Annotated in this window: 26 protein-coding genes; 11 read left to right on the top strand and 15 right to left on the bottom strand. The window is 54.8% G+C overall.

Going from position 1 to position 25,026, the window contains the following annotated elements:
- The first annotated feature begins 73 nt into the window (after window positions 1–73).
- Window positions 74–415 (top strand): DUF2853 family protein, encoded by a 342-nt coding sequence (locus ACP15U_RS09390; protein WP_425044879.1) that lies wholly within the window; start codon window positions 74–76, stop codon window positions 413–415.
- 202 nt (window positions 416–617) lie between these two features.
- On the opposite strand, the gene ACP15U_RS09385 is transcribed toward ACP15U_RS09390, so the two are convergent.
- Genes ACP15U_RS09385 through tsaD form a run of 5 tightly spaced genes read right to left on the bottom strand, consistent with a single transcriptional unit; the run spans window position 618 to window position 3,806 of the window.
- Entirely contained in the window at window positions 618–1,016 is a 399-nt protein-coding gene (locus ACP15U_RS09385) for a DUF1761 domain-containing protein (RefSeq protein WP_425044878.1), read from the bottom strand.
- 43 nt (window positions 1,017–1,059) lie between these two features.
- On the bottom strand, window positions 1,060–1,482 hold the full coding sequence (locus ACP15U_RS09380) for an EVE domain-containing protein (RefSeq protein ID WP_425044877.1): 423 nt from the start codon (window positions 1,480–1,482) through the stop codon (window positions 1,060–1,062).
- On the bottom strand, window positions 1,482–1,751 hold the full coding sequence (locus ACP15U_RS09375) for a YciI family protein (protein ID WP_425044876.1): 270 nt from the start codon (window positions 1,749–1,751) through the stop codon (window positions 1,482–1,484). Before ACP15U_RS09375 ends, ACP15U_RS09380 begins: the two co-directional genes overlap by 1 nt.
- Before the next feature lies 1 nt (window position 1,752).
- Window positions 1,753–2,715 (bottom strand): NAD(P)H-dependent glycerol-3-phosphate dehydrogenase, encoded by a 963-nt coding sequence (locus ACP15U_RS09370; protein WP_425044875.1) that lies wholly within the window; start codon window positions 2,713–2,715, stop codon window positions 1,753–1,755.
- The gene (tsaD, locus tag ACP15U_RS09365; protein WP_425044874.1) at window positions 2,712–3,806 is read right to left on the bottom strand and encodes a tRNA (adenosine(37)-N6)-threonylcarbamoyltransferase complex transferase subunit TsaD; all 1,095 of its coding nucleotides are present in this window, start codon (window positions 3,804–3,806) and stop codon (window positions 2,712–2,714) included. The genes ACP15U_RS09370 and tsaD overlap by 4 nt, the downstream gene beginning before the upstream one ends.
- Before the next feature lie 73 nt (window positions 3,807–3,879).
- Here tsaD and ACP15U_RS09360 point away from each other — a divergent pair, with 73 nt between their 5' ends.
- The 3 genes from ACP15U_RS09360 to ACP15U_RS09350 are packed head-to-tail and all read left to right on the top strand — an operon-like array spanning window position 3,880 to window position 7,588.
- Window positions 3,880–4,608 (top strand): uroporphyrinogen-III synthase, encoded by a 729-nt coding sequence (locus tag ACP15U_RS09360; protein WP_425044873.1) that lies wholly within the window; start codon window positions 3,880–3,882, stop codon window positions 4,606–4,608.
- 54 nt (window positions 4,609–4,662) lie between these two features.
- Window positions 4,663–6,009: a COG4223 family protein gene (locus ACP15U_RS09355; RefSeq protein WP_425044872.1), complete on the top strand. Its 1,347-nt coding sequence runs from the start codon at window positions 4,663–4,665 to the stop codon at window positions 6,007–6,009.
- A 10-nt stretch (window positions 6,010–6,019) separates the two neighbouring features.
- Window positions 6,020–7,588 (top strand): heme biosynthesis protein HemY, encoded by a 1,569-nt coding sequence (locus ACP15U_RS09350; RefSeq protein WP_425044871.1) that lies wholly within the window; start codon window positions 6,020–6,022, stop codon window positions 7,586–7,588.
- A 72-nt stretch (window positions 7,589–7,660) separates the two neighbouring features.
- Here ACP15U_RS09350 and ACP15U_RS09345 read toward each other — a convergent pair whose 3' ends face one another.
- The 9 genes from ACP15U_RS09345 to ACP15U_RS09305 all read right to left on the bottom strand — a co-directional run bounded on the left by ACP15U_RS09345 (window position 7,661) and on the right by ACP15U_RS09305 (window position 16,202).
- Entirely contained in the window at window positions 7,661–8,761 is a 1,101-nt protein-coding gene (locus tag ACP15U_RS09345) for a flagellar basal body P-ring protein FlgI (RefSeq protein ID WP_425044870.1), read from the bottom strand.
- Window positions 8,758–9,765, bottom strand: a complete 1,008-nt coding sequence (locus tag ACP15U_RS09340) for a flagellin (RefSeq protein ID WP_425044869.1) — start codon at window positions 9,763–9,765, stop codon at window positions 8,758–8,760. The genes ACP15U_RS09345 and ACP15U_RS09340 overlap by 4 nt, the downstream gene beginning before the upstream one ends.
- 2 nt (window positions 9,766–9,767) lie before the next feature.
- On the bottom strand, window positions 9,768–11,219 hold the full coding sequence (gene flgK, locus ACP15U_RS09335) for a flagellar hook-associated protein FlgK (RefSeq protein WP_425044868.1): 1,452 nt from the start codon (window positions 11,217–11,219) through the stop codon (window positions 9,768–9,770).
- A gap of 27 nt (window positions 11,220–11,246) precedes the next feature.
- Complete coding sequence (locus ACP15U_RS09330) at window positions 11,247–12,548, bottom strand: flagellar hook protein FlgE (RefSeq protein WP_425044867.1); 1,302 nt, start codon at window positions 12,546–12,548, stop codon at window positions 11,247–11,249.
- A 65-nt stretch (window positions 12,549–12,613) separates the two neighbouring features.
- Window positions 12,614–13,483: a flagellar motor protein MotB gene (locus ACP15U_RS09325; protein ID WP_425044866.1), complete on the bottom strand. Its 870-nt coding sequence runs from the start codon at window positions 13,481–13,483 to the stop codon at window positions 12,614–12,616.
- 209 nt (window positions 13,484–13,692) lie between these two features.
- Window positions 13,693–14,559, bottom strand: a complete 867-nt coding sequence (locus ACP15U_RS09320; protein ID WP_425044865.1) for a PhzF family phenazine biosynthesis protein — start codon at window positions 14,557–14,559, stop codon at window positions 13,693–13,695.
- Window positions 14,560–14,613: 54 nt separating this feature from the next.
- On the bottom strand, window positions 14,614–14,868 hold the full coding sequence (locus ACP15U_RS09315; protein ID WP_425044864.1) for an alpha/beta fold hydrolase: 255 nt from the start codon (window positions 14,866–14,868) through the stop codon (window positions 14,614–14,616).
- A gap of 51 nt (window positions 14,869–14,919) precedes the next feature.
- Window positions 14,920–15,561: an alpha/beta fold hydrolase gene (locus ACP15U_RS09310; RefSeq protein ID WP_425044863.1), complete on the bottom strand. Its 642-nt coding sequence runs from the start codon at window positions 15,559–15,561 to the stop codon at window positions 14,920–14,922.
- A gap of 38 nt (window positions 15,562–15,599) precedes the next feature.
- Complete coding sequence (locus ACP15U_RS09305) at window positions 15,600–16,202, bottom strand: pyridoxamine 5'-phosphate oxidase family protein (RefSeq protein ID WP_425044862.1); 603 nt, start codon at window positions 16,200–16,202, stop codon at window positions 15,600–15,602.
- Window positions 16,203–16,464: 262 nt separating this feature from the next.
- Between ACP15U_RS09305 and ACP15U_RS09300 the strand changes: the two genes are divergently transcribed.
- A complete protein-coding gene (locus tag ACP15U_RS09300) occupies window positions 16,465–17,022 on the top strand; it encodes a TetR/AcrR family transcriptional regulator (RefSeq protein WP_425044861.1) in 558 nt (185 codons plus the stop codon).
- Between the two features lie 18 nt (window positions 17,023–17,040).
- Here ACP15U_RS09300 and ACP15U_RS09295 read toward each other — a convergent pair whose 3' ends face one another.
- Complete coding sequence (locus ACP15U_RS09295) at window positions 17,041–17,616, bottom strand: TetR/AcrR family transcriptional regulator (protein ID WP_425044860.1); 576 nt, start codon at window positions 17,614–17,616, stop codon at window positions 17,041–17,043.
- A gap of 177 nt (window positions 17,617–17,793) precedes the next feature.
- Between ACP15U_RS09295 and ACP15U_RS09290 the strand changes: the two genes are divergently transcribed.
- The 6 genes from ACP15U_RS09290 to ACP15U_RS09265 all read left to right on the top strand — a co-directional run bounded on the left by ACP15U_RS09290 (window position 17,794) and on the right by ACP15U_RS09265 (window position 24,900).
- On the top strand, window positions 17,794–18,864 hold the full coding sequence (locus tag ACP15U_RS09290) for an ABC transporter ATP-binding protein (RefSeq protein ID WP_425044859.1): 1,071 nt from the start codon (window positions 17,794–17,796) through the stop codon (window positions 18,862–18,864).
- Window positions 18,865–18,869: 5 nt separating this feature from the next.
- Window positions 18,870–19,766: an ABC transporter permease gene (locus tag ACP15U_RS09285; RefSeq protein ID WP_425044858.1), complete on the top strand. Its 897-nt coding sequence runs from the start codon at window positions 18,870–18,872 to the stop codon at window positions 19,764–19,766.
- Complete coding sequence (locus ACP15U_RS09280) at window positions 19,759–20,568, top strand: ABC transporter permease (protein ID WP_425044857.1); 810 nt, start codon at window positions 19,759–19,761, stop codon at window positions 20,566–20,568. Before ACP15U_RS09285 ends, ACP15U_RS09280 begins: the two co-directional genes overlap by 8 nt.
- 16 nt (window positions 20,569–20,584) lie before the next feature.
- Window positions 20,585–21,610: an extracellular solute-binding protein gene (locus ACP15U_RS09275; RefSeq protein WP_425044856.1), complete on the top strand. Its 1,026-nt coding sequence runs from the start codon at window positions 20,585–20,587 to the stop codon at window positions 21,608–21,610.
- Between the two features lie 60 nt (window positions 21,611–21,670).
- On the top strand, window positions 21,671–23,317 hold the full coding sequence (locus tag ACP15U_RS09270; protein WP_425044855.1) for an amidohydrolase: 1,647 nt from the start codon (window positions 21,671–21,673) through the stop codon (window positions 23,315–23,317).
- Between the two features lie 152 nt (window positions 23,318–23,469).
- Window positions 23,470–24,900: an amidase gene (locus tag ACP15U_RS09265; protein WP_425044854.1), complete on the top strand. Its 1,431-nt coding sequence runs from the start codon at window positions 23,470–23,472 to the stop codon at window positions 24,898–24,900.
- Window positions 24,901–25,026: the final 126 nt, after the last annotated feature.

The raw sequence follows: 25,026 nt of genomic DNA, 5'->3' as shown, positions 1-25,026 counted from the left end.
CAGGCTTGCTGGATAGGCTCGAAACTGGGCTGTAACAGTTCCAGGTGTTTTGATTTCGACCAGGGAGAATATGATGGGTAAGCGCGAAGACTTGATCGCTCAGTATGCAGACGATTTGAAAAACAAATGTGGAGTCGAGCCGGATATGGACCTTTTGACAAAGGTTACAATTGGCTGTGGTCCTGCTATCTACGATGCCGATGCGTCGACGGTTGCTTCCAGCCAAGAAAGCGAGCTGGAAACGGTAAAAAACAACTTCCTGATCAAAAAACTGGGTTTGTCTGATGGGCCCGAGCTGATGGAGGCGATCAACTCAGTCGTTGATACTTACGGCAAATCAGAGCGCAACAAGTACAGGGCCGTTGTCTACTATCTCTTGACCAAACATTTCGGAAAAGAATCCGTATACGGCTGAAAAATGCTGAAATTGCAATAAATTCTTAGGGCTTTCAAATTGCCACCTCTACCGTGTCTCGGTTAGTATTTGGATCAGACCAGGAAGGTCGGACCAGAGATTTCGAGGCGCGTGTGGTGAGTAGGGAGCACGCGGGGTGAGAAGAGGTCCGGCACGTGTCCGGGCCTCTTCGCAATTTGGGAGGAAATCACGAGTAAGCCCTTCAGGACAACAACGTCAAAACCAAACCCATCGCGGCGCAGGCTACGGTGGCGTAACCGCCGTCGATCAGAGACAGGCGAATAGGACGCATAGCATACATATTATTGATTGCGATCCACGGGCTGATGAAAAACAGACCGATTCCTGCTCCGCTAATGAAACCGGCTCCGATTCCGTCGACACCAGACGTGGAAAATACGTGCCGCATCATCCCAGCGACGATCAGTTGCAGAACAAAACTACCTGCAAAGATCCCTGCAGTCATGCCGCCTTCGGGTTTTCCGTCTTCATCTTTCGGGATCTTGGCGGCATCCATCCACGACTCGGCCAGTACCATGTACCAAACGGAGCCCAGCACAAAAGCAGCGAGTGCCGCACCCAATACCGATAAGATCTCCATGCAATCCCTCCGATCTCCGTTTGCCCAGATCAGCGCCGCTCAATCAGTCCGCGATTGTCCCGCCCAGCGCACAGATAGCTTCCCATTCGTCAGGTTGAACCGGTTGAACAGACAGTCGGGAATTCTTGACCAATACCATATCTGCAAGGCGCGGGTCTGCCTTGATCTGATCGAGAGTTACCGGGTTTTCAAAGCCGCGCACGGCTTTGATGTCGACGCATTCCCATCTTAGGTCTTCGGTCGTGCTGTCGGGATGAGATTCGGCGCAGACCTCAACGATGCCCACTACTGCCTTTTCTTTTTGCGAGTGATAGAAGAATCCCCGATCACCCAGTTTCATTTCGCGCATAAAGTTGCGGGCTTGGTAATTGCGAACCCCGTCCCACTCTTCGCCGACTTCTCCCTTCTTGACCTGGTCCTGCCAGCTCCAGGTTGATGGTTCGGATTTGAACAACCAATAGGCCATCAGCCTATCACTTTTTTCCAAGGGATCAGCTCGACACTGTCAAAGAGACCTGCCTTTGCATAGGGATCGCCAGCCGCCCAATCCTCGGCCTCGGCAAGGTCCGCGACATCAAGAATTATCAACGACCCGATCATCTGGTCGCCATCAAGCAGCGGACCGGCCTGAGACACCACTCCGGTTTCATCGATGTAACCAAGGTGAGCGGTCCGATTATCCAGTCTGGTTTGCAGGGCGCCGGGCTTATCCCGAGCAATCAGTGCGATCAGCATTTCATTCCTCCTTCAGGGGTCTCGCCAGAAGTTGAGCTATGGCCTGTTCGAGCGTCAAGTCATGGTCAAGCAAACGGGCAATACAGTCAGTGATTGGCATTTCGAGGTTCATTTTCCGGGAACGTGCCGCAACGGCGCGTGCGGTTGCAGCCCCCTCGACCGTGATCGACGGATCATGGGCTTCACCGCGACCTATGGACAATCCCAGACGGTAATTCCGCGACAAATCGGAGGTGCAGGTCAGCGCAAGATCACCAAAACCGCTTAATCCCGCCAGCGTTTCCGGGCGAGCGCCCAGTTTCATAGCCATGCGTTGCATCTCGGCGTAACCTCTAGTCATCAGTGCCGCGCGGGCGCTGTCCCCAAGACCAGCACCAATTACCGCTCCACAACCGATGGCAATCACGTTCTTCAACGCGCCACCCAGTTCAGCACCAATCGTGTCTGTTGTCCGATAGAGGCGAAGATTCGAGGTTGTCAGTTCCTGCTGAAGAATTTTAACCAGATCGCCATCCTGGCAAGCAAGCGTCAACGCTGTCGGCAAACCGCGCGCTATATCATGCGCGAAGCTAGGACCCGTCAGAAGTGCCGCTTTCGCTGATGATACTTCGCTCTCGATGATCGACACCGGCCCCAAGCCAGAGTCCAACTCTATTCCCTTACAGCAAGCAACCAGTCGTTTTTGGCTGAACAGAGCCCTATTGGCACTCAAAACAGATCGAAGCTTTTGCAGCGGAATGGCAATTAAGAGCGTTTCACTATGGGTGGCCCTTTCCAGGTCGGCCTTCGGGTTTAGTTGCTCCGGAAACGACACTCCGGGCAGCCGAGCCATGTTCTCGCGGTCGCATACCATCTGGCGCGCATGGTCCTCCGACCTGCACCACAACTGTACCGGCCCTCTCTGAGCCAGCGAGATCGCCAAAGCGGTGCCAAACGCGCCGGCACCGAGAACGGAAACTGTCATGCCTTTGCACCTTTTTTGCCACCACCCAGCATGCTGGGGCTAGTTCGATCCAGCGGCCAACGCGGCCTGGCTGTCAAGTCCAACCCGTCGCATTGGCCAAGACGAAACAGTTCAATCCCGGCATAGGCAATCATGGCCGCATTATCGGTACAGAGTGCGAGTGGCGGCGCGGTGAACTTGACACTTTCTGACGCACAAACCGAAAGCAACGCATCTCGAATAGCAGAGTTAGCGGCCACTCCACCCGCCACGGCCAACACAGGGTCGCGTGGGCTTTCTGCTATATAGAGACGAATTGCGCGTCTTGTCTTTTCAGCTAGTGTGTCGAACACGGCCTGTTGAAAACCCGCACAAAGATCGCAACGATCCTGACGCGTCAGCCCGCCAAACTCTGAAGTGATTTGGTCGCGCATCCGAAGCAGAGCTGTTTTCAAGCCGGAGAAAGACAGGTTGCAGTCGGGTCTGTCGAGAAGCGGGCGGGGAAACCGAAAACGACTTGGATCCCCATTCCGAGCTTCCGCTTCTACCGAAGGACCACCGGGTTGCGACAAGCCCAACAGCCGAGCTGTCTTGTCAAAGGCTTCACCCGGCGCGTCATCTATTGTTCCACCAAGCCGGGTAAACTTTTCAGGCCCATGGACGATCAGAAATTGGCAATGTCCGCCCGAAACCAGCAGCATGAGATAGGGAAATGCGATCTCATCGGTTAGGCGCGGCGTGAGAGCATGACCAGCCAGATGATTGACGCCGATAAGGGGCAGATCACATGCCGCACTCAGTCCTTTGGCGCACATCACGCCTGACATGACCCCACCAATGAGACCAGGTCCGGCCGTCACGGCAATGGCGTCGATTTCTCCGAGTGTTAGACCCGCTTCGTTCAGAGCTTCCCGAACGCAGACATCCAGTTTTTCTGCATGGGCACGTGCCGCGATCTCTGGCACGACACCCCCATATGCACTGTGAAGATCGGTCTGACCATGGACGACTGATGCTAGAATTTCCGGTGATTCACTTCCATCCCGGACCACGGCAGCAGCTGTGTCGTCACAGCTGCTTTCCAGTCCCAGAACCGTTATCACTTGCTCCATTCGCCCACCCATTGCATGCTTGCCCGCCGGGAGGTAGCACCCCCCGTGTCGCCAAACAATCCCGGGGTGGGAAATGCCCGTCCTTCTCTTGACCCGGCCCGAAGTGGCCTCTCACCGATTTCTCGCTCAGCTGACCGACGAGGTCAGGGGGTTGGTTCGGCTTGTTGTTTCGCCGTTGCTGGAGATCAAGGTGTTGCCGTCCTCGTTGGATCTTTCTGATTGCAGGGGGGTGATCTTCACGTCGGTCAACGGAGTTGAGTCTGCCGCAACGATGACCGAGAGCCGTGGTTTGCCGGCCTTTTGTGTTGGTGAGGCCACGGCGAAAGCTGCCCGGGTGCATGGATGGAACGCCGAATTTCATGGCGTGAACGCGGAGGCGATGATTGAATCGCTTCGCAAGACACCTCCAGATGGGCCACTTTGTCATCTCAGTGGCGTGCACACGCGCATGGACGTGGCCGCGCATCTGGGTCAATCGGGGATCCTAACCCGGTCTTTGCCCGTTTACGATCAGGCGCTTTGTGATTTGACGGATGAGGCGAAAACAGCACTGTCTTGTCAGGACCCGGTTGTTGCACCGATATTTTCACCGCGCACCGCGCGACACTTTGCCAAACAGAATCTGGGATGTGCGCCCTTGCATCTGGTTGCCTTGAGTGCTGCCGTGGCAGAGCCATTGCAGAAACTTGATTTTGAGTCGTTGGAAATCTGTGAAAGCCCGACTGCCAAAGCTGCGGCCAATTGTGTCGAATCCGTGCTCCGGCACGTCTCTCGGGTTGAGGGGACCCGGGGCGCGCAGTAGTGTCAGTAAGCGCCTCGCGCAGATTGGTTTAGGGAATCGAAGGGGATGACATCGGTGGCTGAGAAGAAAAACTCCGATCTTGATAAGGGTGATAAGCCTGAAGACGCTGCCTCGCCCGAAGCCAATGCACGCGTTGAAGAGAACGAACTGGTCGCGGATGAAAATATAGCCAAGGAGTCCGTCCCAACTGACCAAACCGTGCCGGAGGATAGAGGGTCGGGTGTCGATGAGTCTGCAGAAGAATCCACGGTTGATTCTGATCTGACGGTGTCCTCAGATTTCCCTGAGCCTGAGCCTGAGCCTGAGCCTGAGCCTGAGCCTGAGCCTGAGCCTGAGCCTGAGCCTGAGCCTGAGCCTGTCGAACGCGTGGTTGAGCGCCGTGGCGGTTTTGGTGCGGCCTTTGTGGGCGGCGTAGTCGCTGCGGCATTGGGATTTGTTGCCGGGCGTTCAGACATTCTTGACCCGGTTCTTCCGAGTGCTTGGAAAAGCTCGGGCGATGCTGAGGCCATTGCGATGCTCCAACAGGGTTCAGCCACGCAATCGGCCGCAATAGAGTCGCTTCGCACCGAACTTTCCGCACTAGAGATCCCTGACATCGGACCGATTACCACACGGGTCGATGAACTGACCCAGACCGTTACGCCCATCGGAGGTGATCTGGAGGTAGTTCAAGCCGGTGTGTCACAAATCGCGGATCAAATTAGCACGATCGATGCGCGCCTGACCCAGATTGAAAAACAACCGATGGACGACAGTGTTTCGCAGGCGGCCGTTGACGCCTATGAGCGCGAGTTGGCCAAACTGAAAGATGCGATACAGGCTCAGCGGACAGAGGTAGAGTCGCTGGTGGATCAGGCCCGCGCGATGGAGGCCGAGGCTCGGGCGCTGGAAGAGAAAGCTGCTCAAGATGCGGTCGCGTCAACAAACCGGGCGACTTTGTCCCGTTTGCGGATCGCGCTGGATGAAGGCACGCCCTATGAGTCGCTCGTTTCCGAGCTGACCGGCAGCGGCGTTGAGGTTCCTTCGGCCCTGTCCAGCCCTTCGTCCTCCGGTGTTTCATCTCTGGCGGTGCTTCGGGCCGATTTCCCGCCTGCCGCCCGCGCCGCACTGGCCGAAGCTCGTGCGACCGACTCAGGTAGCGAGGGTGGAGTTGGTGCATTCCTTAGGCGACAGTTGGGCGCGCGATCCGTGACACCCAGGGAGGGCGATAGCCCTGACGCGATCCTGTCGCGTGCTGAGGCTGCGGTCGTTTCAGGGAACCTGAGTTCCGCGCTAGAAGAAATCGCCAAACTTCCCGAGGCAGCGCAGCCCGCGCTTGAGGTTTGGGTCGCCGCCGCTGAAACGCGTGTCGCGGCAGTCGCCGCGGCAGATGCTCTTGCCCAAAGCCTGAATTCGAACTGAAGGACCTGACATGCTGTGGTCATTGCTTAAGATCCTCATTTTTGTTGCGATAATTGCGCTTCTGGCTCTTGGTGCCGGGTTCCTGATGGAATCCAGCGGCGGCGTGCAGATCACTGCTGCCGGGACCGAGTTTAATCTAGGACCATTGCAGTCCGTGATCGCATTCCTTGTGCTGGTCGGCGTCGTCTGGCTGTTCTTCAAGCTTCTGACCTTGCTCATTGCGACCCTGAAGTTTCTCAATGGTGATGAGACAGCATTATCCCGCTACTTTGACCGTGGGCGGGAAAAACGCGGATACCAGGCCTTGGCCGATGGATTGATGGCACTGGCTTCTGGTGATGGCCGGCAGGCGCTGACCAAAGCTGCCAAAGCTGAGAAGTTACTCAACAAACCGGAGCTGACAAATCTGTTGACAGCGCAGGCGGCCGAGGCCGCTGGTGACACACGCAAGGCAGCGGAAACCTACAAAAAATTGGTCGAGAATGATGCAACCCGGTTTGTCGGTGTCCGCGGGGTGATGAAGCAGAAGCTTTCCGAAGGTGATACTGAAACCGCTCGAAAACTGGCAGAAAAGGCTTTGGCCCTGAAGCCCCGTCACAGTGAGACTCAGGACATTCTTCTCGGGTTGCAAACCCAGGCGGAGGATTGGTCTGGTGCTCGGTCTACCCTGACATCCAAGTTGAAATCTGGCAGCTTGCCCCGGGATGTCTACAAGCGGCGCGACGCGGTTCTTGCCCTGTCTGAAGCCAAGGACATTCTCGACGGTGAAAATTCGATCGAAGCGCAGGAGAGAGCGATCGAAGCGAACAAGTTGTCGCCCGATCTGGTTCCGGCCGCAGCGATGGCGGCGCGAGCATACATGGCCAAGGGCAAGCCGCGCTATGCCGCACGATTGCTAAAGAAAGCTTGGGACGCGCAGCCCCACCCAGATCTTGCGCATGCATTTGCCGAGATCGAGCCCGAGGAAACAGCGGCGCAACGGATCAAACGGTTCTCTGCACTTAGCCGGAGCCATCCACAACACGTTGAGACACGGCTTTTGATGGCCGAACTGAATATCGTGGCCGAGGATTTTCCGGAAGCACGGAGAGTTCTAGGCGATCTCGCCGAAACTGGATCAGATGCTCGGGCACTGACTCTAATGGCGGCGATCGAGAGAGGCGAAGGTGCTTCAGATGCTGTTGTTCAAGGATGGTTGGCCAAAGCGCTGACCGCGCCGCGTGGACCGCAATGGGTTTGCGACAAATGTCATCAGATCCATGCAGAATGGGCTCCGGTTTGTGAAAACTGCAACAGCTTCGACACTCTCAGCTGGTCCACGCCTGCCATGCCGGAAATTACCTCCGCGACCGGGGTACACATGCTGCCACTGATCGTCGGCGCTTTGGTGGATCAAAGCGAAGATGAGCGCATAGATGAAAACGAAGACGCCGACGATCCGACCGATGCCAGTTCTGAGCTATCGGATACAACTGACGTCACGGCCAAAGAAGATAGCGCAGCGGATGGCGAGATTCTTGAGGCGAGTATAAAGCCTTCGCAAACCGACCAAGAGAAACCCGACAAAGAAAATGCCTGAGCCCTGTAGTTGCGTAGGTTGAGGCAATTTTACAGCCGGAAATCGGTCGCCCGCCCGGGTGGCGGTCGGGTTCTAACGAACAACAAATTCTGCGTGCAAGGCGCCGGCGGCGTTAATGCTCTGCAGAATATCGATCATGTCCCGAGGTGAGACACCGAGCGCATTCAAACCAGCTACGACTTCAGAAAGCGTAGTGCTTTCGGGAAGTTCAGCCAATGCGATGCCATCCTCTTCCTCAATTTCAGCAGTCGACCTGGGTACCACGACCGTTTCTCCCTCGGCAAACGGATTTGGTTGAGACACCAGCGGAGCCTCATCGATCCGCAGGGTCAGATTTCCCTGAGAAACAGCCACGCGTGAGAGCCGGACCTCTGCGCCCATCACTATAGTTCCGGATCTTTGATCCACGACAACGCGAGCTTTCAGATCCGGCTCGACTAGGATGTTTTCCAGTTTTCCCAAGGCGTGAGCCGTGGAGGCCGCACGGGTTCTTGTAATATCTACCTCGACGGTTCCAGAATCTCGCATGATGGCGACTGTGCCGCGGAATTCGCGGTTGATGGCACTCTCGATTTTGCCTGCGGTTGTAAAGTCGGGTTCCCTAAGAGCAAGGCGAACGTTGCTAAGGGAAGCCAGGTCAAAGTTGATTTCACGTTCGACTCTGGCACCCGAAGGAATAACGCCTGAAGTAGGAACACCACTAACAACCGATGCAGCCTCGCCGTCCGCTGCGACTCCGCCTGCAAGGATTGTGCCCTGCGCGACGGCATAGATCTGACCATCTGCCGCATTGAGCGGGGTCATGATCAAGGTGCCTCCTAGCAAGCTTTTTGAATCGCCGATCGCGGAAACAGTGACGTCAATTTGGCTTCCCACCCGCGCGAAAGGTGGCAAACTTGCGGTCACAAAAACGGCGGCAACATTTTTTGGCCGGAACTGCTCACCCGTTACGTTGACACCCAAACGTTCTAGAATGTTGGACATGATTTCTTCGGTGAAAGGGGCGTTCCGCAGCCCGTCTCCGGTTCCGTTCAAGCCGACGACGAGCCCATATCCGATCAAGTCGTTTCCCCTGACACCGCTGATGTCGACCAGATCTTTCAACCGGACAGTTCCCGAGATGCTCACAGAAGGTAGTACCGCGAGGAAAATGAAAACCCAGATCAGCCTCATTTCAGAAATCTCACCAGGGAAAGCTGCGATGTTCTTACGGTCACAGCATACAGACTTTCCAACTGCAGCTGCGCTTCCTGAAGCCGAACAGCCGTGACATGAGGGTCGACGGCCAGAAGGGTATTTCGCGCGATTTGTAGACTGGTCGCAGTCGCTGAGTTTTGGGCACCCGCAGATTCAATCTTTTGCTGGATAAAGCCGATTTCTGCCCGCACCTCTATGATTGATGTTGAATCATTCGTTAATCTGTTTCCTGCTGTTACCAGCAGCTTCGATTGTTCAGCCGAGTTCAAATTGTGGGCTGGGTCGGTAGCCAAAGCCGCCAAGGCGGTATCACGAAGGACGGATTTGAGCACCGGTCCGTCTGCCCGCAACGAGAACTCGGCGAAATCAGATCCGGAGATTCGCACAGGTGCCAGCGATTGACTTGACCCGGAATAGATAACGCTGTCGAAACCGGTCGGGTTGGCAAACCAGTTGTCTACGGCTGAGATCACGTCGGATGCAGTTGTGAGCCCGGCCACAACCGACTGCAATTCTGTAAGAAGTACTTCTCCTGACTTGATCGCTGGTCCATCAGACCGGGTACCGGCAAAGATGCTGCGCCCACCGGCCGTGATGTTTATTGTTGCAGCAATGGCTAGCAGCTCTGTCTGAGCCTGATCAGAACTTTGGTTTCGAACAATATCCTGATCATAACTTGAGATCGTCGAAAGCGTTGAGCCGAGATTAGATGCGTTCTGCTCGATATTACTAAGAGCAGATTGAGCCACTTCGCCGAACAACTTCGCCTCAGCGGTTGCCACATTGAATCCGCTGAGCCGAGCGAGTTTCCGATCGATATCGGCGATATGCGCGTAGTCCCCGCCAAGTCGTTTGGCTGGCGCGCTGGTTTTGCCTGTGCTCAATTCTTCGGTTAGCGTGTTGATTGAGTTTTTGATGCTTGTGCCACGGTTGCGCAGAAGTAGGCTATGTGCGAGATCTCCGATTGAAATCAAACTCATGGTCACAGCCTCATCAGTTTGTCGAGCATGTCGTCAACAGCTTCCATGACACGGGCATTGGCAGCATAAGATCGTTCAATGAGCATCAGGGATTGAATTTCGGCGTCAGTATCAACACCTCCTGCGGCGGATAGACGCTCAGTTTCGGTTTTTGCAGAAGAAGCAAAACTGACCTTCTGTTCAAACTCCTGGGAAGCGGCGGCTGCCTTCGACATCAGAGCCATGGATACGCCGGCAGCTGTTAACAAGCCTGTAGAGAAGCCACCCGATCCCAGTGCTTTCGGCCGTTCGAGCGCGTCACTGAATGATTGGAGTTGCCGTGATTGCCCAACATCCGCCGGAGCTGCGGTGCCAAGACCGTCGCGCAACCGCCAGGTTTCTCCGGCATCCGTTGGGTCAACGACCGAGTTGAGGCGTACCCGGCCCGCCAAACCAGTTTCCGCCGAAGGGGATAAAGCTGAACCTTGGTCAGTAAATAGCCCCGGATCACCCGGCGCCACAGTCGGATCAATGCCGTTTTCTTCAAAACGTTCAATGAGGTCCCGGGCCACCGCATCGAGGTTGGCTTGGGCTTCAACGGCCAAAACGTCCCGAATCTCAAATTGAGCGGCCAGCAAACCTCCGGAAATGGGCGACCGGTTGCCGGTTGAATGTACTTGCAATCCGTTGATCGTCACATCAGATAGAAGGCCGTTGCCAACAGTCATGTGCGGCATAGTCTCACCTGTAATATCGAAGCCAATTCGCGCAGCATTTCCGTCAAGCAAGATGGCGCCGTTGTTGGAGTAGAGTGCAACTCGGCCATAGTCTCGCTGGATCACATTGATCGGGACAATCTCGTTGATCCTGTCGATGACAAGTTGGCGTTGATCCATCAAGGATGCGGTGTTCGAATTCTTCGAGCCTACGGATAAAATTTGCTCGTTCAGTTTCTGAACCTGTTGCAAGTTGGAGTTTAGTTCATTTACCAACTGCCCGATCGAACGATCTGCACTCGACCGCATGGTACGGACCCCTTCCGAGGCCGTGTTGAGGCTCTGGCTAAGGTCTCTCGCACGGAGTGCAACGGTATCAAGTCGGGTCTTTGAGGTCGGATTGCTGGCGGCTTCGATTAGGCTCTTTTCAAAACTTGAGACTCTTGCGCTGAGCGACGTAGACTCGGTGGGACCTCCGATTAGTGATTGATACCTTGTGTGAAAGCCTGCCAATGCCTTCGCACTTTCGTAGTTGGCTTCGGCGGCTCGGCGGTTTGCAATGAGTGTAGGATCGGAGTGCCTGGACAGCCCCACCAGAGACACGCCATGACCGGTTGACGTGTTCGAAGTTACCTCCAGCGAACGGCGGGCATAACCCGGAGTCAGGCTATTGGAGATATTGTCGGCGATAATACCTGAAGCGCGACCAGCTGCAGTCAGTCCGCTGAGGGCGCTGTTGAATGCTTGAGATATCGTCATGCCCAGCCTCCTTTCTGAACGCGTCTATTACCGTTTGATGTTGGTCGTTTCCTGAAGCATTTCGTCTACTGTCTGGATGACCTTTGCGCTGGATGAATAGGCACGTTGTGTCTGGATCATTGCGGTCAACTCGCCCGCGACGTCCGTTGTTGATTCCTCTCTGGCATAAGAGACTAGGTCACCCGTGGGACCTTCTCCGGCGTCCCAAAGAAAGAATGACCCGCTTTGAAGAGATGGAGCATAGGTCTGCTGATCCATGGCAATCATTCCATTTGGATTCGGCAGGTCGACCAAAGGAACCTTGTAAATGGTTCGAGTGGCCCCCGTATCAAAAAAGGCATGGACGAAACCCTTTTCATCCACCTCCACGCGGGTCATGCTGCCCACGGCCGACCCGTCCTTGCTAATGGATACCGGGGCAAAGCGGTCAGAAAGCTGGGTCATACCAGGAGCATCGCCAATTTGACCGACATTGATCTCGATAGGCCCGCCGGCCACGTTGACGACCAGTGAACCACTGGACGCATTATAGGGGCCACCAGATACCGTCGTGACAGAAGCCAGTGTTCCACCGGCTGTTCTGCTGTCGTTGAAACCCAACGTGTATTCACCAACGACTGCATTTCCGGAAGCCGAGTCGCGCAGGAGCATTCTCCACTCATTGGACGAACCGGTCGCAGGAACAGTAGGAACGAACTCGACATTGATGTTTTCGGACACACCTAGATTGTCAAAGTACTCTATCGATAGCTGCTGACTATCACCTGCAGAGCCTGCGGTTGTGTCTGTTGCCGGAAGGTTCACTCCCAATGTCATTCGGGTGGTTGGTGAACCGGACAGCTGGTTTATATTGATTTGAACCGGTTCCATCCCTTCGGACGTGTCTCTGGGGAAGTTCGGAACGGTCCCATCAGGCAGCGCGGGCCATCCCAGCAGAACAAGACCAGAGTCTGTGACGAGCTGACCGTTGGCATTTGTTCTGAACGACCCTGTGGTGGTCAGCATCATTTGAGGGCTGCCATTTTGGTTCCCTAACTCGGCCAGGCGGGCAACGGGCAACATGCCCCGCCCGCGGATTGCGAGATCCGTGGCGTTCGAGGTTGTCACAAGAGATCCGCGCTGGTCGATCAGTCTTTGTGTGGTGGTCCGGACGCCGCCGGCGGAATAAGTGCCACCTGAAGTGCCATTCACCATGGACAGAAAATCCGTTTGAACGCGCTTGTATCCAAAGGTGGATGAATTCGCGATGTTATCCGAAATTGATGCCAGCCGGTTTGCGTTTGCGGTGAGCGCCGAAATACCCGAATTCAGCGAGGAGGAAATTGTCATGCACATGCCTTTCTGCTGCACCAGTCTGCTGCTGCAACAGATAAGCGCGCTGCCTTAACATGGCGCTAACGGATAAAATCCGATTCACCTCGTTCCAAATCTGACCTCAAAAGTGTGACCTCGACCCGGTTGTTCCGAAGACTCATCGGATCGTCTGCAACAAGATCTCGGTCGGCATGCCCGGTCACCCGTTCGAACCGATCGGCGCGGGTTCCGCTGTGCTCCAGAAGGCGTTTGGCTTCTGTTGCCCTCGAGATCGACAAAGTCCAAACCGGATTTTCTACCAACACCACGGGATGGGCCCGAATGTGTCCGGTGACCGTCATTGAATTCGTCACATTGGCCGCTGCGTCCGACACAATTCCCAACAGGCGTTGGAGTATCGGGGTTGCCGTGGCTGTTCCGGGTTCAAACAGGGGCTCTCCCGGCAGATCATAGATGTCGATGATCAGGCCCTCGTCAGAAATCCTTGTTACGATGTGTTTGAGGATCCGTTTGACTTCGTCGCTTTCTCCACCGCGACCCAACAGATCGGATTCGATCATTTTTTGGATGTCACGAGAGGAATTCCGGTCACTCTCATTCTGTACTCCGGTTGCGCCACGCGACCGGTTTGCGTCTGCCGGCTCACGGTTCAGGGCTCCTGTCCCGTTTTTTGGCAGAACCATTTCCGAGTGCAGGCTGTCGCCGCCAAATGCATCCCTACCTCCACCGGAAACCGGTGAGATTGGTATGCTGGGCGAAAAATAGTCCGCCAGCCCTTTTCGTTGTTGTTCCGTCGTCGCATTCAGCAGCCACATCAACATAAAAAAGGCCATCATGGCCGTCACGAAATCCGCGTATGCGACTTTCCATGCGCCGCCGTGGTGGCCATCGCCACCAGCAACCTTTTTCCGTTTGATGATGACTGGCGCAACATTTGTTTGCGCACCCATCTCCACCACCTCTATTCACCCGTCCTCAGAGATATCAGGTGAGGCATTAAGGGAGTTCTAACGAATAAAATTGGAGGTAGATACATTCTGGGTTCCACTTAAAAGTGGGGTCCCCAGCTCTGCCAATGACGTCCGAGTACGGCGCAACCGGGATCGGTTTGAGTTCGAGCGTCGGTAAATGGCTTCGAACCCAACCTATCCCGGCGAAATCACCCGGATGTCGGGAGTTCGATGTCACGCACCGTTCCGGAAACGGTCACGGGCGACCCGTTCTCAGGGGGGATCCCAACACTCAATCTCGAAGGGGAACCCATGTCGCGGCCCTGTATGATCTCGACTTGCCCTTCGTGAGGCCATTCCACTTCCCGAAGATATCCGGCAAGCGCCGCCGCCGCCGCGCCAGTGGCAGGATCTTCTGCAACGCCACCAATTGCAAAAGCGTTCCTGGAGTGAATTACCCGCGGGCTTTCAAAGAAGATCAGGTTAATGGTCGTCAGATCTTGTTTCTCCATCAACTCGCGCCCTTGCGCCAAGTCGTAGTGCATTTTCGACAAGGTATCTTGTGATCGCAGCGGCAGGACCAAATGGTCGTTTCCTGCGTTGGCAACCACCGGCAATAGATCGGGATCAAGATCGTCGGTGTCCAAACCGAACAGTTCCAAAGCTGAGTTCAGAGCAGCGAAGTCGATTGGTTTTGTCCTAGTACGGGGTGAGACAAGCTGAATTTCTTTCTGCCCATCTCGGTTCAGCGTGCCCGAAACGCTGATATCACCCGCGTTAATTCGAAGATCGAAATTGCCTGGCCCATGCAGGTCGATCAGAGCTGCTCCTAGGGCCACAGTTGCATGGCCGCAAAAATCAACTTCGCTTTCGGGCGCAAAATACCGAACGCGCCAACGGTTACCCTCTTGGGTGGCAAAAGCCGTTTCCGAGTATCCGATTTCGGCCGCAATCTCTTGCATCACCTCTTCCGACGGCTGGGTTTCTGTGATCAGAACACCAGCGGGATTGCCGCCTTGCTGACCTTCGGAGAAAGCGGCGATTCTGCGCAGGTTGCTCGAGTCAATTCTCGACATGTTCTATTCCTCGATATTTAAATGCACCCGGCCGTTCTGGCCGGGTGTTTGGGGCTATTTCGTCGTGCGTTCAAGAAAATCACGCATCTCGGCTGAAATAACGTCGCCAAATTCTTCGAGCGCGAAGTGGCCAGTATCCAACAAGTGGAATTCAACATCCTGCAGATCGTCAAGGTAGGGATGAGCGCCATCGGCCGGAAAGATGTGATCGTTCTTTCCCCAGACAATCAGGGCAGGGGGCTGGTGTTCGCGGAACATGGCCTGCCACCCTGCGTATTCATCGACATTGGTGCCGTAGTCCAAAAACATCTCGAGCTGGACTTCCTGATTACCGGGTCGATCAAGCAGGTACTGCACATGTCAGTAATTGTCCGGGTTTACCTTGGACACATCACCGACGCCGTGTGTAAATTGCCATCTCGTGGCGTCCAGAGTCAGAAAGGCACGCAGCGCATCGCCATTTTCCTTGGTGGGTTCGGCCCAGTAGGCCTTGATCGGATCCCAGAACTCGCGCAGGCCTTCTTCGTATGCGTTTCCGTTTTGAATGATGAAACCGCTCACGCGTTCCGGATGCTTGGCGAACATTCGGTAACCAACAGGGGCGCCATAGTCCATGAGGTAAACAGAATACTGTTCTATGCCCTTTTCATCGATGAGCTTGGTCAGGACATCTGCTGTGTTTGCAAAACTGTATTCATAGGCCGCGGCATCTGGCATGTCCGATGCCCCGAAACCGGGATAGTCGGGGGCAATGACATGATAGTCGTCCGCGAGTTCCGGAATGAGGTTGCGAAACATGTGGGAAGACGTTGGAAAGCCATGCAGCAGTAAAACTGTCGGGTTGTCCGGGTTTCCCGCTTCCCGATAAGCGATGGTCAGGCCATCGATCTCAGTGGTTCTCATACTGACCGAGAATGGGCTTTGCCCTGCTTCAACAGCAGCGGTCAGTGACGATGCTGCCAACATGAAAGTTACGGCAGCTCTGTATGTGGTGGGTTTCATGGAAGATCCTATCCTTCGTGCTGGGATTGCTGAATTTGTCAAGAGGTTGAAGCGTTCAGGGCAGAGAGAAGCCGCGCGTTCTCCCGCTCAAGCTCTTCGATCCTCTGGACCGTTTCGCCGTGGGTGAATCGGCGTGGAATGTGTTGGGGACAGTTCCAATCGAATGCATCGACATGCATCTTGATCACGCGTTCGGGCGACGGTGCTTCGGGGTCAGCTGTCAAACCGTCGAACTCGGGTGCTTGTGGGTCAGCAACCGTGGCGCGACCCCAGATTTTTAGCCGCTGGGCATTTGGATAATCCATGAGGATCAGAGAAACTCGCGCATCAGAGACCAGGTTTCCCAGACTGATGTACTGTCGATTTCCGCGCAGATCTGCGTAGGCGATGGTCTTGGGATCAAGCACGTGTAGAAAACCGGGTTTTCCACCACGGAACTGCACATAGGGCCATCCGGTTTCGGAGACCGTCGCCTGATAGAATCCATCCCTTGCTTCGACAAACGCGGCTTCGGCAAGGCCGATAGAGTCACCGCCGCTCCGGTCCGGCAATAGAAAACGAGCGTAGTTTGATGACCCATTTCGATCCTGTTGAGCACGGACGGAAGGGGTGAAGGCGATATTGGCAAAGGCTAGAGCCATGCGTGTTCTCCTTGTGGTTCGGGTTGAACTGGACGTGATAAACGGCGCATCGCGGTTTCCGGAATTAGGTGAACAGATCAGTTAATGTTGTTACCTTAACGTGAACCGATCGGTTAATATAAGCAAGGAAAATCTTTTGAGCTTGATCATCACAGATCGTGATCAATGGGCAAAATGTGACGCAATATTCTGATATTTTTCGACAAACTTGACGTTGCTAGGTTTGAAAAATATGTACAGATCAGTAAACTTGGAGGTTTGAATGAGCAAAAACAAGCGCGCCGAGCTGATTGGAAAATCGCTGCCACTGTTTTATCGAAATGGATTTCATGCGACCGGCATGGATTTGGTTGCCAAGGAAACCGGTGTATCAAAAACTTCGATCTACAAGCACTTTCGTTCCAAGGAAGAGCTCATTCTTGCCGTGCTGCGACTGCGGGATGAAAACTTTCGAAATTGGCTTTTCCGAAGAATGGAAAGCCTTGCAGATACCCCAGAAGGCCAGCTTCTGGCTATGTTCGACGCTCTGGAAGAGTGGTTCCTCGAAGACAGTTTCCAAGGGTGCATGTTTATAAAGGCCAGTGCCGAATTCCAGCGGAAAGACAACGCCATTAACTCTCAGGCCTATGAACACAAGCGCTTGCTGCTTGATCATCTCGAAGCACTGGCGCTGCGCGCCGGTCAACCAGACGCATTGCGGTTGGCCCGCGAACTTTTGATCCTCAAGGAAGGCGCCATCGTGATCGCAGCCATGTCACATTCGGAGAGGTCAGCGAAAGACGCCAAGGAAGTAGCGCGCAGGCTGCTCTTGGCGCTTTGATTTGGCAATCTTGCGAAATCAGTTGAGCGGGTTGGCCCATTGAAGAAGCCGCTTGTTGCCCCTCTTTAGTCGCGACATCAGGACGTCTATTGATGCTTGGTCGTCGCGCAGATATTCGAGAAAACACATGTTGGCATTGTTATAGAGAATGCTTGCCAATTCGGTTGCGGAGATTGAAGGAGACAGTAGCCCCAATTGCTGCAGGCGCCGTACCAAAGTTACGTATTGCCGCTGCATCTTGGACAGGCATTTCTCGTATTCCATCCCGAACTCAGACGCCGGATCACGTAGAAACGCAGCAATCGCGATGCGCCACATTTCCCGCGTAACCCCACCATCGATCTCGTAGAAATAGCAGTAGGTCAAATCGTTGATCGCCGACTCGCAATCAGGTGCCGGGTTGGAAAGCACGGCGTTTCCACCTGCCGACGCTTTTTCGAAGTCTTCGACAATAACGGCCAATAACAACGCGTTCTTGGTCTTGAAATAGGTGTAGACAGTGCCAACAGAAACCTCGGCATGATCTGCAATTTCTTCAAGTTTTACTGCATCGTAACCGCGCTCGCGGAACAGCTCCAAAGCAGCGTCCAGCATGCCGAGTCTGCGTTTGTTTTTTTGTCGTTCCCGAAGTCCGCTCATACAGAAGGCCTACCGATTGTTAGCATCGACTACAATATTATAGTTGACTTCAAACAAAATTCGTCAGCTTCATTGTCGAATGGCAACCGCTGTCGGGCCGACAGCCACGATACAATGAATGGCAGCGACTCCATGATCGACATATCGGGACTGACCAAAGTATTCGGATCCGGCGAAACCGCCTTTACAGCGCTGAAGGACATCAACGTCACGATCGCTGAAAATGAGTTCTTCACGCTTCTAGGCCCCTCCGGCTGCGGAAAGACCACTCTACTTCGGTCGATTGCCGGATTTGTCGATCCAACTTCGGGCAGTCTGACCATCAACGGCAAAGACATCCTCTCCAAGGCGCCTTATGATCGGCCTGTGAACACTGTGTTCCAAAACTATGCTCTCTTTCCCCACATGACGGTCGCTGAAAACATCGGTTTCGGGCTTGAGATGCAGGACCGGCCAAAGGCCGAAATCGTTTCGGTTGTCTCTGAAATGCTGGAGCTGGTGAAAATGACGCCAATGGCGGATCGTATGACCAGCCAGATTTCAGGCGGTCAGCAGCAACGTGTTGCCCTGGCGCGGGCCTTGGCGCCCAAACCAAAAGTCCTTTTGCTGGATGAGCCGTTGTCTGCATTGGATTTCAAGCTGCGAAAGGAGATGCAGATAGAGCTAAAGCGGCTTCAGCACGAAACGGGAATCACGTTCGTGTTTGTGACACACGATCAAGAAGAGGCTCTAACGATGTCCGATCGGATTGCTGTCATGAATGGTGGGCGAATCCTCCAGATCGGGGGACCGCGTGAAATCTATGATCACCCTGCCGAACGCTTCGTGGCGGATTTTATCGGAGATACCAATTTCGTGTATGCCGAACTGGATTCGATCACAGGCGATCTCGCCCGGGTCCGTCTTCCCTCCGGAACGGAAATCGAAGCGCGTAGCGTTTCAGGTGGGGCAAGTACCGGTGGCGTAACCATTGCTGTGCGACCGGAACATGCCTCCCTTACACAATCTGGAGCTCTTTTGAACGGCACCCTCAGGAACATCGTCTATTTTGGCACGGACACACATTACCATGTCGAAATTGAGTCTCAGCCACTGTTCGTGATCCGCCGCCAGAACCAGCCGGACGCCATCGAGGATCACAAGATTGGTGAGCAAGTCGGCATCACATTCAATCCGGGTGTGGCGCAGGTCTTGAGGGATTGACCGCTATGCCGAACGAAACGCAGTCTCACCGATCACGTTGGCTTCTACTTTCGCCGGCTTTAGCCATCCTGACAATTGCAGCCGCCGGGCCGCTGCTGATTGTGGTCCTTTATTCCTTATTGACACCCGGCGACTATGGCGGTGTTGTCTGGAAGTTTTCGACGGAAGCATGGTTCAACGTTTTTGCGGAGAGGGACTTTTTCGACGACACCATTAGCTTCTCCGATGCCCATCTATCTATCTTTTGGCGCTCGGTCAGGTTGTCACTGATGACCACGATTGTTGCCTTCATCGTAGGGTTCCCGACAGCGTATTTCATCGCAACGCGGCCCGAGAAACAACGTAACATGTGGATGCTTCTGATCATGGTTCCTTTCTGGACCAACCTCCTGATCAGAACATTCGCCGTGATGGAAATCATCCGCAATGAAGGTGTTCTGAACAGCGCAATGATCGGCTTGGGGATAATTGATGAACCAATCCAGATGCTGTTCACCGACTTTGCGGTAACTTTGGGCATGTTCTACGTTTATCTGCCGCTGATGGTTTTGCCGATCTACGCCAGCATGGAACGGATGGACTTTTCGTTGGTTGAAGCGGCCTATGATCTCTATGCGTCACGCTGGCGTGTTCTGCGCAAGGTCATCTTCCCATTGGTTAAGCCCGGTGTCGTAGCGGGCTCGATCCTCGTCTTCATTCCCTCACTCGGAGCATACGTCACACCGCGTGTTCTGGGAGGCGGCAAGAATCTGATGATGGGCAACCTGATCGAGTTGCAGTTTGGGCAAGGTCGAAACTGGCCGCTTGGCGCTGCGCTGTCGATCACGCTGTTGGCGATCGTGATGGTGGCCCTGATCATTTATGTCCGGTCTGCAGGAACCGAGGAGACCGGACATGGCTAAGTCACGCGCCTTCGACGTTCGCCGCCAATCTGGCTTTGCCTTCATCGCGATGAGCTGCTTTGTTTTGCTTTACCTTCCGATCATCCTGCTGGTGACATATTCCTTTAATGCAGGCACCAGCATTGCGGTCTGGGAGGGGTTCTCGTGGCAGTGGTATGTATCGGCTTGGCAGAACAAAAAGGTGCAGGAAGCAACCGTTCTGTCCCTGATCGTCGCCACCTGCGCCTCGATCATTGCCACATCCGCCGCTGTCATGGCGGCGCTGGCAACCACGCGGACAGCCAAGTTCCGTGGGCACGGGCTAGTGTTTGCGATGATCAACCAACCGCTTATGATCCCGGAGATTGTGACCGCCGTGGCGTTGTTGATCTTCTTTGCCATTATAAAGGTGGCCACTGGCTATACAGGCATTTTGTATCTCATCATCGCGCATTCGGCCTTCTGTATTCCATTCGCCTACATGCCTATCCGAGCCCGTTTGCAGGGAATGGACCTGAATCTGGAACACGCAGCTGCCGACCTCTATGGCAAGCCATGGCGTGTGTTCAGACGCGTTACGCTGCCGCAATTGTGGCCGGGCGTACTGGCGGGAGCAATGCTGGCCTTCGTGATCTCGCTGGATGACGTGGTGATCACCGAGTTTGTCAAATCCGCCGGTCAGGATACCCTTCCGACTTACATGCTGGGACAGCTGCGCCGGGTCATTACCCCGGAAATCAATGCCATTTCAACTGTTCTGCTCGCGATCTCCGTTGCTCTGGTGGTCGCGTTCTACCTGCTTTCACAGAGCAAGAAACAATAACTCAGGGAGAAACCGCATGAAAACATTTGTGACAACACTTGGTCTCGCGGCTGCTGTGGCACTGCCTGCATCGGCTGAAGGCGAACTGAACATCTATAACTGGGGCAACTACACCAGCCCGGAACTGATCGAAAAGTTCGAAGCAGAAACCGGTATCAAGGTTACGATTACAGATTTTGACAGCAACGACACGGCCCTGGCCAAGGTAAAGGCCGGCGGGCATGGCTTCGACATTGTGGTTCCGTCGGGAACATATATCCCGATCTGGGCAGGCGAAGGCCTGCTGATGGAAACCAACCCCAACCAAATGGAGAACTTCAAACACATGGACCCGCAATGGGTGGATGTGGCCTTCGATCCGGGACGTAAGTACTCCGTTCCGTGGCAATGGGGCACTGTCGGTCTGACAGTGAACACGTCGGTCTACAGCGGCAGCCCGCATACAGCGGCGATTTTTCTTGATCCTCCGGACGAGTTGAAGGGCAAGATTAATGTCGTTCCAGAAATGAATGACGTCATGGGACTGGCAATTCATTATCATGGAGGCACACAATGCACAGATGACAAGGAAATCCTGAAACAAGTGCGTGACACATTGGTTGAAGCCAAACAGCATTGGTTGTCGATCGACTATGGTACCATTGAGAAATTCGTCAAAGGTGATCTGGCCGCAGGTGTGAACTGGAACGGTGCGTCGTTCCGGGCACGGGTGCAAAACGAAGACATCGTCTTCGGTTATCCGCAGGAAGGTTACCCGGTATGGATGGACAATGTGGTTGTCCTTTCCGATGCCAAGAACCCTGAAAACGCGAAAATCTTCCAAAACTTTGTAATGGCGCCGGAAAATGCTGCCATGATTTCCTCTTTTGCGCGCTATGCCAACGGTATCGCCGGATCTGAGCAGTACATGCCCGAGGACATGGCGACCGCTCCGGAGGTGGTCATACCCGAAGACCTTAAGGGTGCGGCTTACGTCGCCGAAGTCTGCGCGCCCGAGGTTCAGAAGATCTACACCAAGATCTGGACCGATCTACAAAAATAGACTCGCCGAAATGGAAAATGGGGTGCGCGATCGAGGGCACCCCAAGATCTGGAGAACTACATGCCTGATATCGTTATCCTCAATGGGCGAGTCATAACTTTTGATGGTCCTGATGCCGAAGCTTTGGCAATTACCGGTGGTGAAATTGCGGCCGTCGGGACGAACTCTGAAATCCGCGACATTGCCGGCAATGCCCGTATCATCGATGCACAGGGCGGAACAGTTCTGCCGGGATTTATCGACAGCCACGTGCATTTGTTTGGTGGCTCAGCCGAACTGGATTTCCTGAACTTGACCGGCGTCAAAGGGGTCGATGAACTGGCTGGTGTTTTGCGACCCTATGGTGTGGAACGCCCGAATGACACGTTGCTCTTTGCGTGTTCGATTGATTACGCACTGATGGGTGATCGGGGAGTCACGCGGCATGATCTGGACGCCGCGATGCCGGACCGCCCCTTCGCTGCCTGCACTGCCGATCACCACACCGTCTATGCCAACACCAAAGCCTTGGAGGCAGCTGGATTGCTACATGGCAAGGACGTGGCCGAAGGCTCGGAAGTGGTGATGGGTGAGGACGGCCTGGCGACAGGCGAGTTGCTCGAAGCAGACGCATTCGGGCCTATCCTGGCCATGACGACATTTGGTGGGCGCGAGATGCTTGGCATGGTGACAGGGGCCGACCCGGTTCCGGCGCCCGATGTCCGGACCCGCGCCATCGACAAGGCAGCGATTGCCAAGGGTTTCAAGCATTGTGCCGCGCAGGGGATCACCGGGCTGCACAACATGGATGGCAATTTTTATCAACTTGGTCTGCTTTCCGAGATGGAAGAGGAAGGCACAGTTCTGTGTCGTACGGAAATCCCTATGCACCTCAAGCACACCGACCCGGTCGAGCGAGTGGATGAAGCAGCTGAGATGCGCACAAAATACAACACCGACATGGTTTGGTCTCGACGAGTCAAGATGTTCATGGACGGCGTTCTGGACAGCCGAACGGCCTTTATGCTGGAACCTTATCCTGGGACAGACACGTGCAGCGAACCTCTGTTCTCTGCCCAGCAATTCAAAGCAGCGTGCATTCGCGCGGACGCAATGGGCCTGCAAATTGCTGTGCATGCGATCGGCGATGCTGCAGTGCGCCAAACGCTGGATGGATACGAAGCCGCGCAGATGGCAAACGGGGTTCGGGACAGCCGGCACCGTATCGAGCATATCGAAACTATCCATCCCGACGACATTCCCCGGATCAAGCAGCTGGGTGCCGTCGCCTCGATGCAGCCATTGCATTCGCCACGGGGCGGCTTCTTTCCATGTTACGAAGCCGGGGACATCCTGCACGCACATCAGATCAAAACAGCGTTTCCGTGGAAAACGATCCGCGACACGGGTGCGTCTCTGGTCTTCTCAACAGACTGGCCAGTGGTGCCAGTTGACGTAATGCCGACAATTCAGGGCGCTGTGGCGGGTGTGGAGCTTCCTGACATTTGGCCGGATCAGCGCCTTGGTCTGCGTGAGACCTTAGCCGCTTACACCCGCGACAATGCGTGGGTCGAGTTCAACGAGCACCGTAAAGGACGGCTGCGACCCGGGATGATGGCCGACATCGTGGTGATGAACACTGATCTGGATAGTATCGACCCCCGTCAACTGGGATCTGCGCGCCCGGCTGTGACCATTTGCGGAGGCCGGATCACTTATGAGGCCTGAGCCGGGATGAAAGAAAGAAGCTACTAATCTCGGTTATGGCGGACCGACCATCCAGTTCACTGCAGTTGAGAAGTCAGTCTAAACCCGCGGACGACGAACGAACTCGAAGCCGCGTCGCCCATCAGGCAATTCAGGATGACAGGAGAAACACGGTGACCAAAACCGAATTGGCCTATCTTCCGGCCTACAAATCGCTCGAAATGTTCAAGGCGAAAACCCTTTCACCGGTCGAGCATATCGAAGCACTCATCGATCGTGCATCGGCGGTCGAGCCCAAGGTGAATGCCTTTACCAACACCTATTTTGATGAGGCAATGGACAAGGCTCGGCTGGCAGAAAAGAAGTATGCCGCAGGAAAGCCTACGCGAAAGCTCGAAGGACTAGGCATCGGTATCAAGGATGAGAGCGAAATCAGGGGTTTGCCTACCACGAACGGATCGCTCGCCATGAAAGATTATGTTGCTACTCACACCTCTCCGGTCAACGAGCGCATTCTTCGGGCCGGCGGAATCGTTCACGCGCGTACCGCCACACCCGAGTTTTCCTGCACTGTGACAACCAACAGCAAACTCTGGGGGATTACACGCAATCCTTGGAACCCGGAGCTCAGCCCGGGTGGCTCTTCGGGCGGCTCTTCGGCCTCACTTGCGTCTGGTACATCGGCCCTGTGTTCGGGCTCAGACATCGGGGGGTCCATCCGAATTCCCGCTTCGACCTGCGGCCTCTATGGTTTGAAGCCGACCTTTGGACGCAACCCTGCGGATTCCCCATTCAACCTCGACCAGTATGCCGTTGATGGCCCTCTGGCTCGCACGGCCAAAGACATGATTTTGCTGCAGAATGTCATGTGCGGACCACACAAAGATGACATGGTCTCGTTGCGACCCAAGCTGAGTATTTCGAGCAAGCTGCAACCCATAAAGGGTTGGAAAATTGCTTACTCACCCAATCTCGGCTTCTATGAGATCAGCGACGACGTGCGTCGGAACACCGAAGAGGCTCTGGACACCTTCCGTGATGCCGGAGCTGTTGTCGAACAAGTGGATATTGGCTGGACCGAGGACATTCTGGCCGGTGCAATGCAACACCTTGAACATCTGTTCGGAGGTTCATTGGCTGAACTGGTAAATGAAAATCCCAAGACCTTCATGCCTTACACACGAGCTTTGGTCGACGGAGCAACGACCTCAAATGCAGCAAAGTTCCTTGAGGCCGGAGAAATCGCGAACCGCATGTACAGCGAGTTGAGCAAGGTTTTCGCAAAGTATCGCCTGTTGATTTGCCCAACTACGGCCCTGCCTTCGGTTCCGGCGGATAGCGACGGTGTTTCGACACAGATCTTTATCAACGGGCAAAGGGTGCACCCTCTACATGGTTGGATCCTGACCGTGCCGTTCAACATGCTCTGCCGCTGCCCGGTAGTTTCGGCGCCATCGGGGTTCGGTCAGAGCGGAGTGCCGACCGGCATTCAGATCGTTGGGCACACGTATCGTGACCAAGACGTCTGCCGAGCCGCACTTGCTTATGAAGCAGTTCGCGGAGAGGGTTTCGCTAGCCCGGAAAAGATCCCGAAAATGAGGTAGTGAGAGGGGGATCTGTTCCACATCTCAGGATACATAAAGTTCGGCTCAACGGGGTTGTTCACTGTTCAACAATCAGGGGCGTTCTGCATCTCTGAGTTGGATTGGCTAATAGGTGCCCGAATGAGG

Origin of the sequence: Primorskyibacter sp. S87 (assembly GCF_049801055.1) — a bacterium.
Taxonomy (GTDB): Bacteria; Pseudomonadota; Alphaproteobacteria; order Rhodobacterales; family Rhodobacteraceae; genus JBNAGF01.
This window is presented reverse-complemented; position numbering and strand designations above follow the sequence as displayed.

Bases quoted from the DNA above. Each gene is read 5' to 3' on its own strand.
- ACP15U_RS09390 (WP_425044879.1), top strand. From the start codon at position 74: ATGGGTAAGCGCGAAGACTTGATCGCTCAGTATGCAGACGATTTGAAA.
- ACP15U_RS09385 (WP_425044878.1), bottom strand. From the start codon at position 1,016: ATGGAGATCTTATCGGTATTGGGTGCGGCACTCGCTGCTTTTGTGCTG.
- ACP15U_RS09380 (WP_425044877.1), bottom strand. From the start codon at position 1,482: ATGGCCTATTGGTTGTTCAAATCCGAACCATCAACCTGGAGCTGGCAG.
- ACP15U_RS09375 (WP_425044876.1), bottom strand. From the start codon at position 1,751: ATGCTGATCGCACTGATTGCTCGGGATAAGCCCGGCGCCCTGCAAACC.
- ACP15U_RS09370 (WP_425044875.1), bottom strand. From the start codon at position 2,715: ATGACAGTTTCCGTTCTCGGTGCCGGCGCGTTTGGCACCGCTTTGGCG.
- tsaD (WP_425044874.1), bottom strand. From the start codon at position 3,806: ATGGAGCAAGTGATAACGGTTCTGGGACTGGAAAGCAGCTGTGACGAC.
- ACP15U_RS09360 (WP_425044873.1), top strand. From the start codon at position 3,880: ATGCCCGTCCTTCTCTTGACCCGGCCCGAAGTGGCCTCTCACCGATTT.
- ACP15U_RS09350 (WP_425044871.1), top strand. From the start codon at position 6,020: ATGCTGTGGTCATTGCTTAAGATCCTCATTTTTGTTGCGATAATTGCG.
- ACP15U_RS09345 (WP_425044870.1), bottom strand. From the start codon at position 8,761: ATGAGGCTGATCTGGGTTTTCATTTTCCTCGCGGTACTACCTTCTGTG.
- ACP15U_RS09340 (WP_425044869.1), bottom strand. From the start codon at position 9,765: ATGAGTTTGATTTCAATCGGAGATCTCGCACATAGCCTACTTCTGCGC.
- flgK (WP_425044868.1), bottom strand. From the start codon at position 11,219: ATGACGATATCTCAAGCATTCAACAGCGCCCTCAGCGGACTGACTGCA.
- ACP15U_RS09330 (WP_425044867.1), bottom strand. From the start codon at position 12,548: ATGACAATTTCCTCCTCGCTGAATTCGGGTATTTCGGCGCTCACCGCA.
- ACP15U_RS09325 (WP_425044866.1), bottom strand. From the start codon at position 13,483: ATGGGTGCGCAAACAAATGTTGCGCCAGTCATCATCAAACGGAAAAAG.
- ACP15U_RS09320 (WP_425044865.1), bottom strand. From the start codon at position 14,559: ATGTCGAGAATTGACTCGAGCAACCTGCGCAGAATCGCCGCTTTCTCC.
- ACP15U_RS09315 (WP_425044864.1), bottom strand. From the start codon at position 14,868: ATGTTTTTGGACTACGGCACCAATGTCGATGAATACGCAGGGTGGCAG.
- ACP15U_RS09310 (WP_425044863.1), bottom strand. From the start codon at position 15,561: ATGAAACCCACCACATACAGAGCTGCCGTAACTTTCATGTTGGCAGCA.
- ACP15U_RS09305 (WP_425044862.1), bottom strand. From the start codon at position 16,202: ATGGCTCTAGCCTTTGCCAATATCGCCTTCACCCCTTCCGTCCGTGCT.
- ACP15U_RS09300 (WP_425044861.1), top strand. From the start codon at position 16,465: ATGAGCAAAAACAAGCGCGCCGAGCTGATTGGAAAATCGCTGCCACTG.
- ACP15U_RS09295 (WP_425044860.1), bottom strand. From the start codon at position 17,616: ATGCTGGACGCTGCTTTGGAGCTGTTCCGCGAGCGCGGTTACGATGCA.
- ACP15U_RS09290 (WP_425044859.1), top strand. From the start codon at position 17,794: ATGATCGACATATCGGGACTGACCAAAGTATTCGGATCCGGCGAAACC.
- ACP15U_RS09285 (WP_425044858.1), top strand. From the start codon at position 18,870: ATGCCGAACGAAACGCAGTCTCACCGATCACGTTGGCTTCTACTTTCG.
- ACP15U_RS09280 (WP_425044857.1), top strand. From the start codon at position 19,759: ATGGCTAAGTCACGCGCCTTCGACGTTCGCCGCCAATCTGGCTTTGCC.
- ACP15U_RS09275 (WP_425044856.1), top strand. From the start codon at position 20,585: ATGAAAACATTTGTGACAACACTTGGTCTCGCGGCTGCTGTGGCACTG.
- ACP15U_RS09270 (WP_425044855.1), top strand. From the start codon at position 21,671: ATGCCTGATATCGTTATCCTCAATGGGCGAGTCATAACTTTTGATGGT.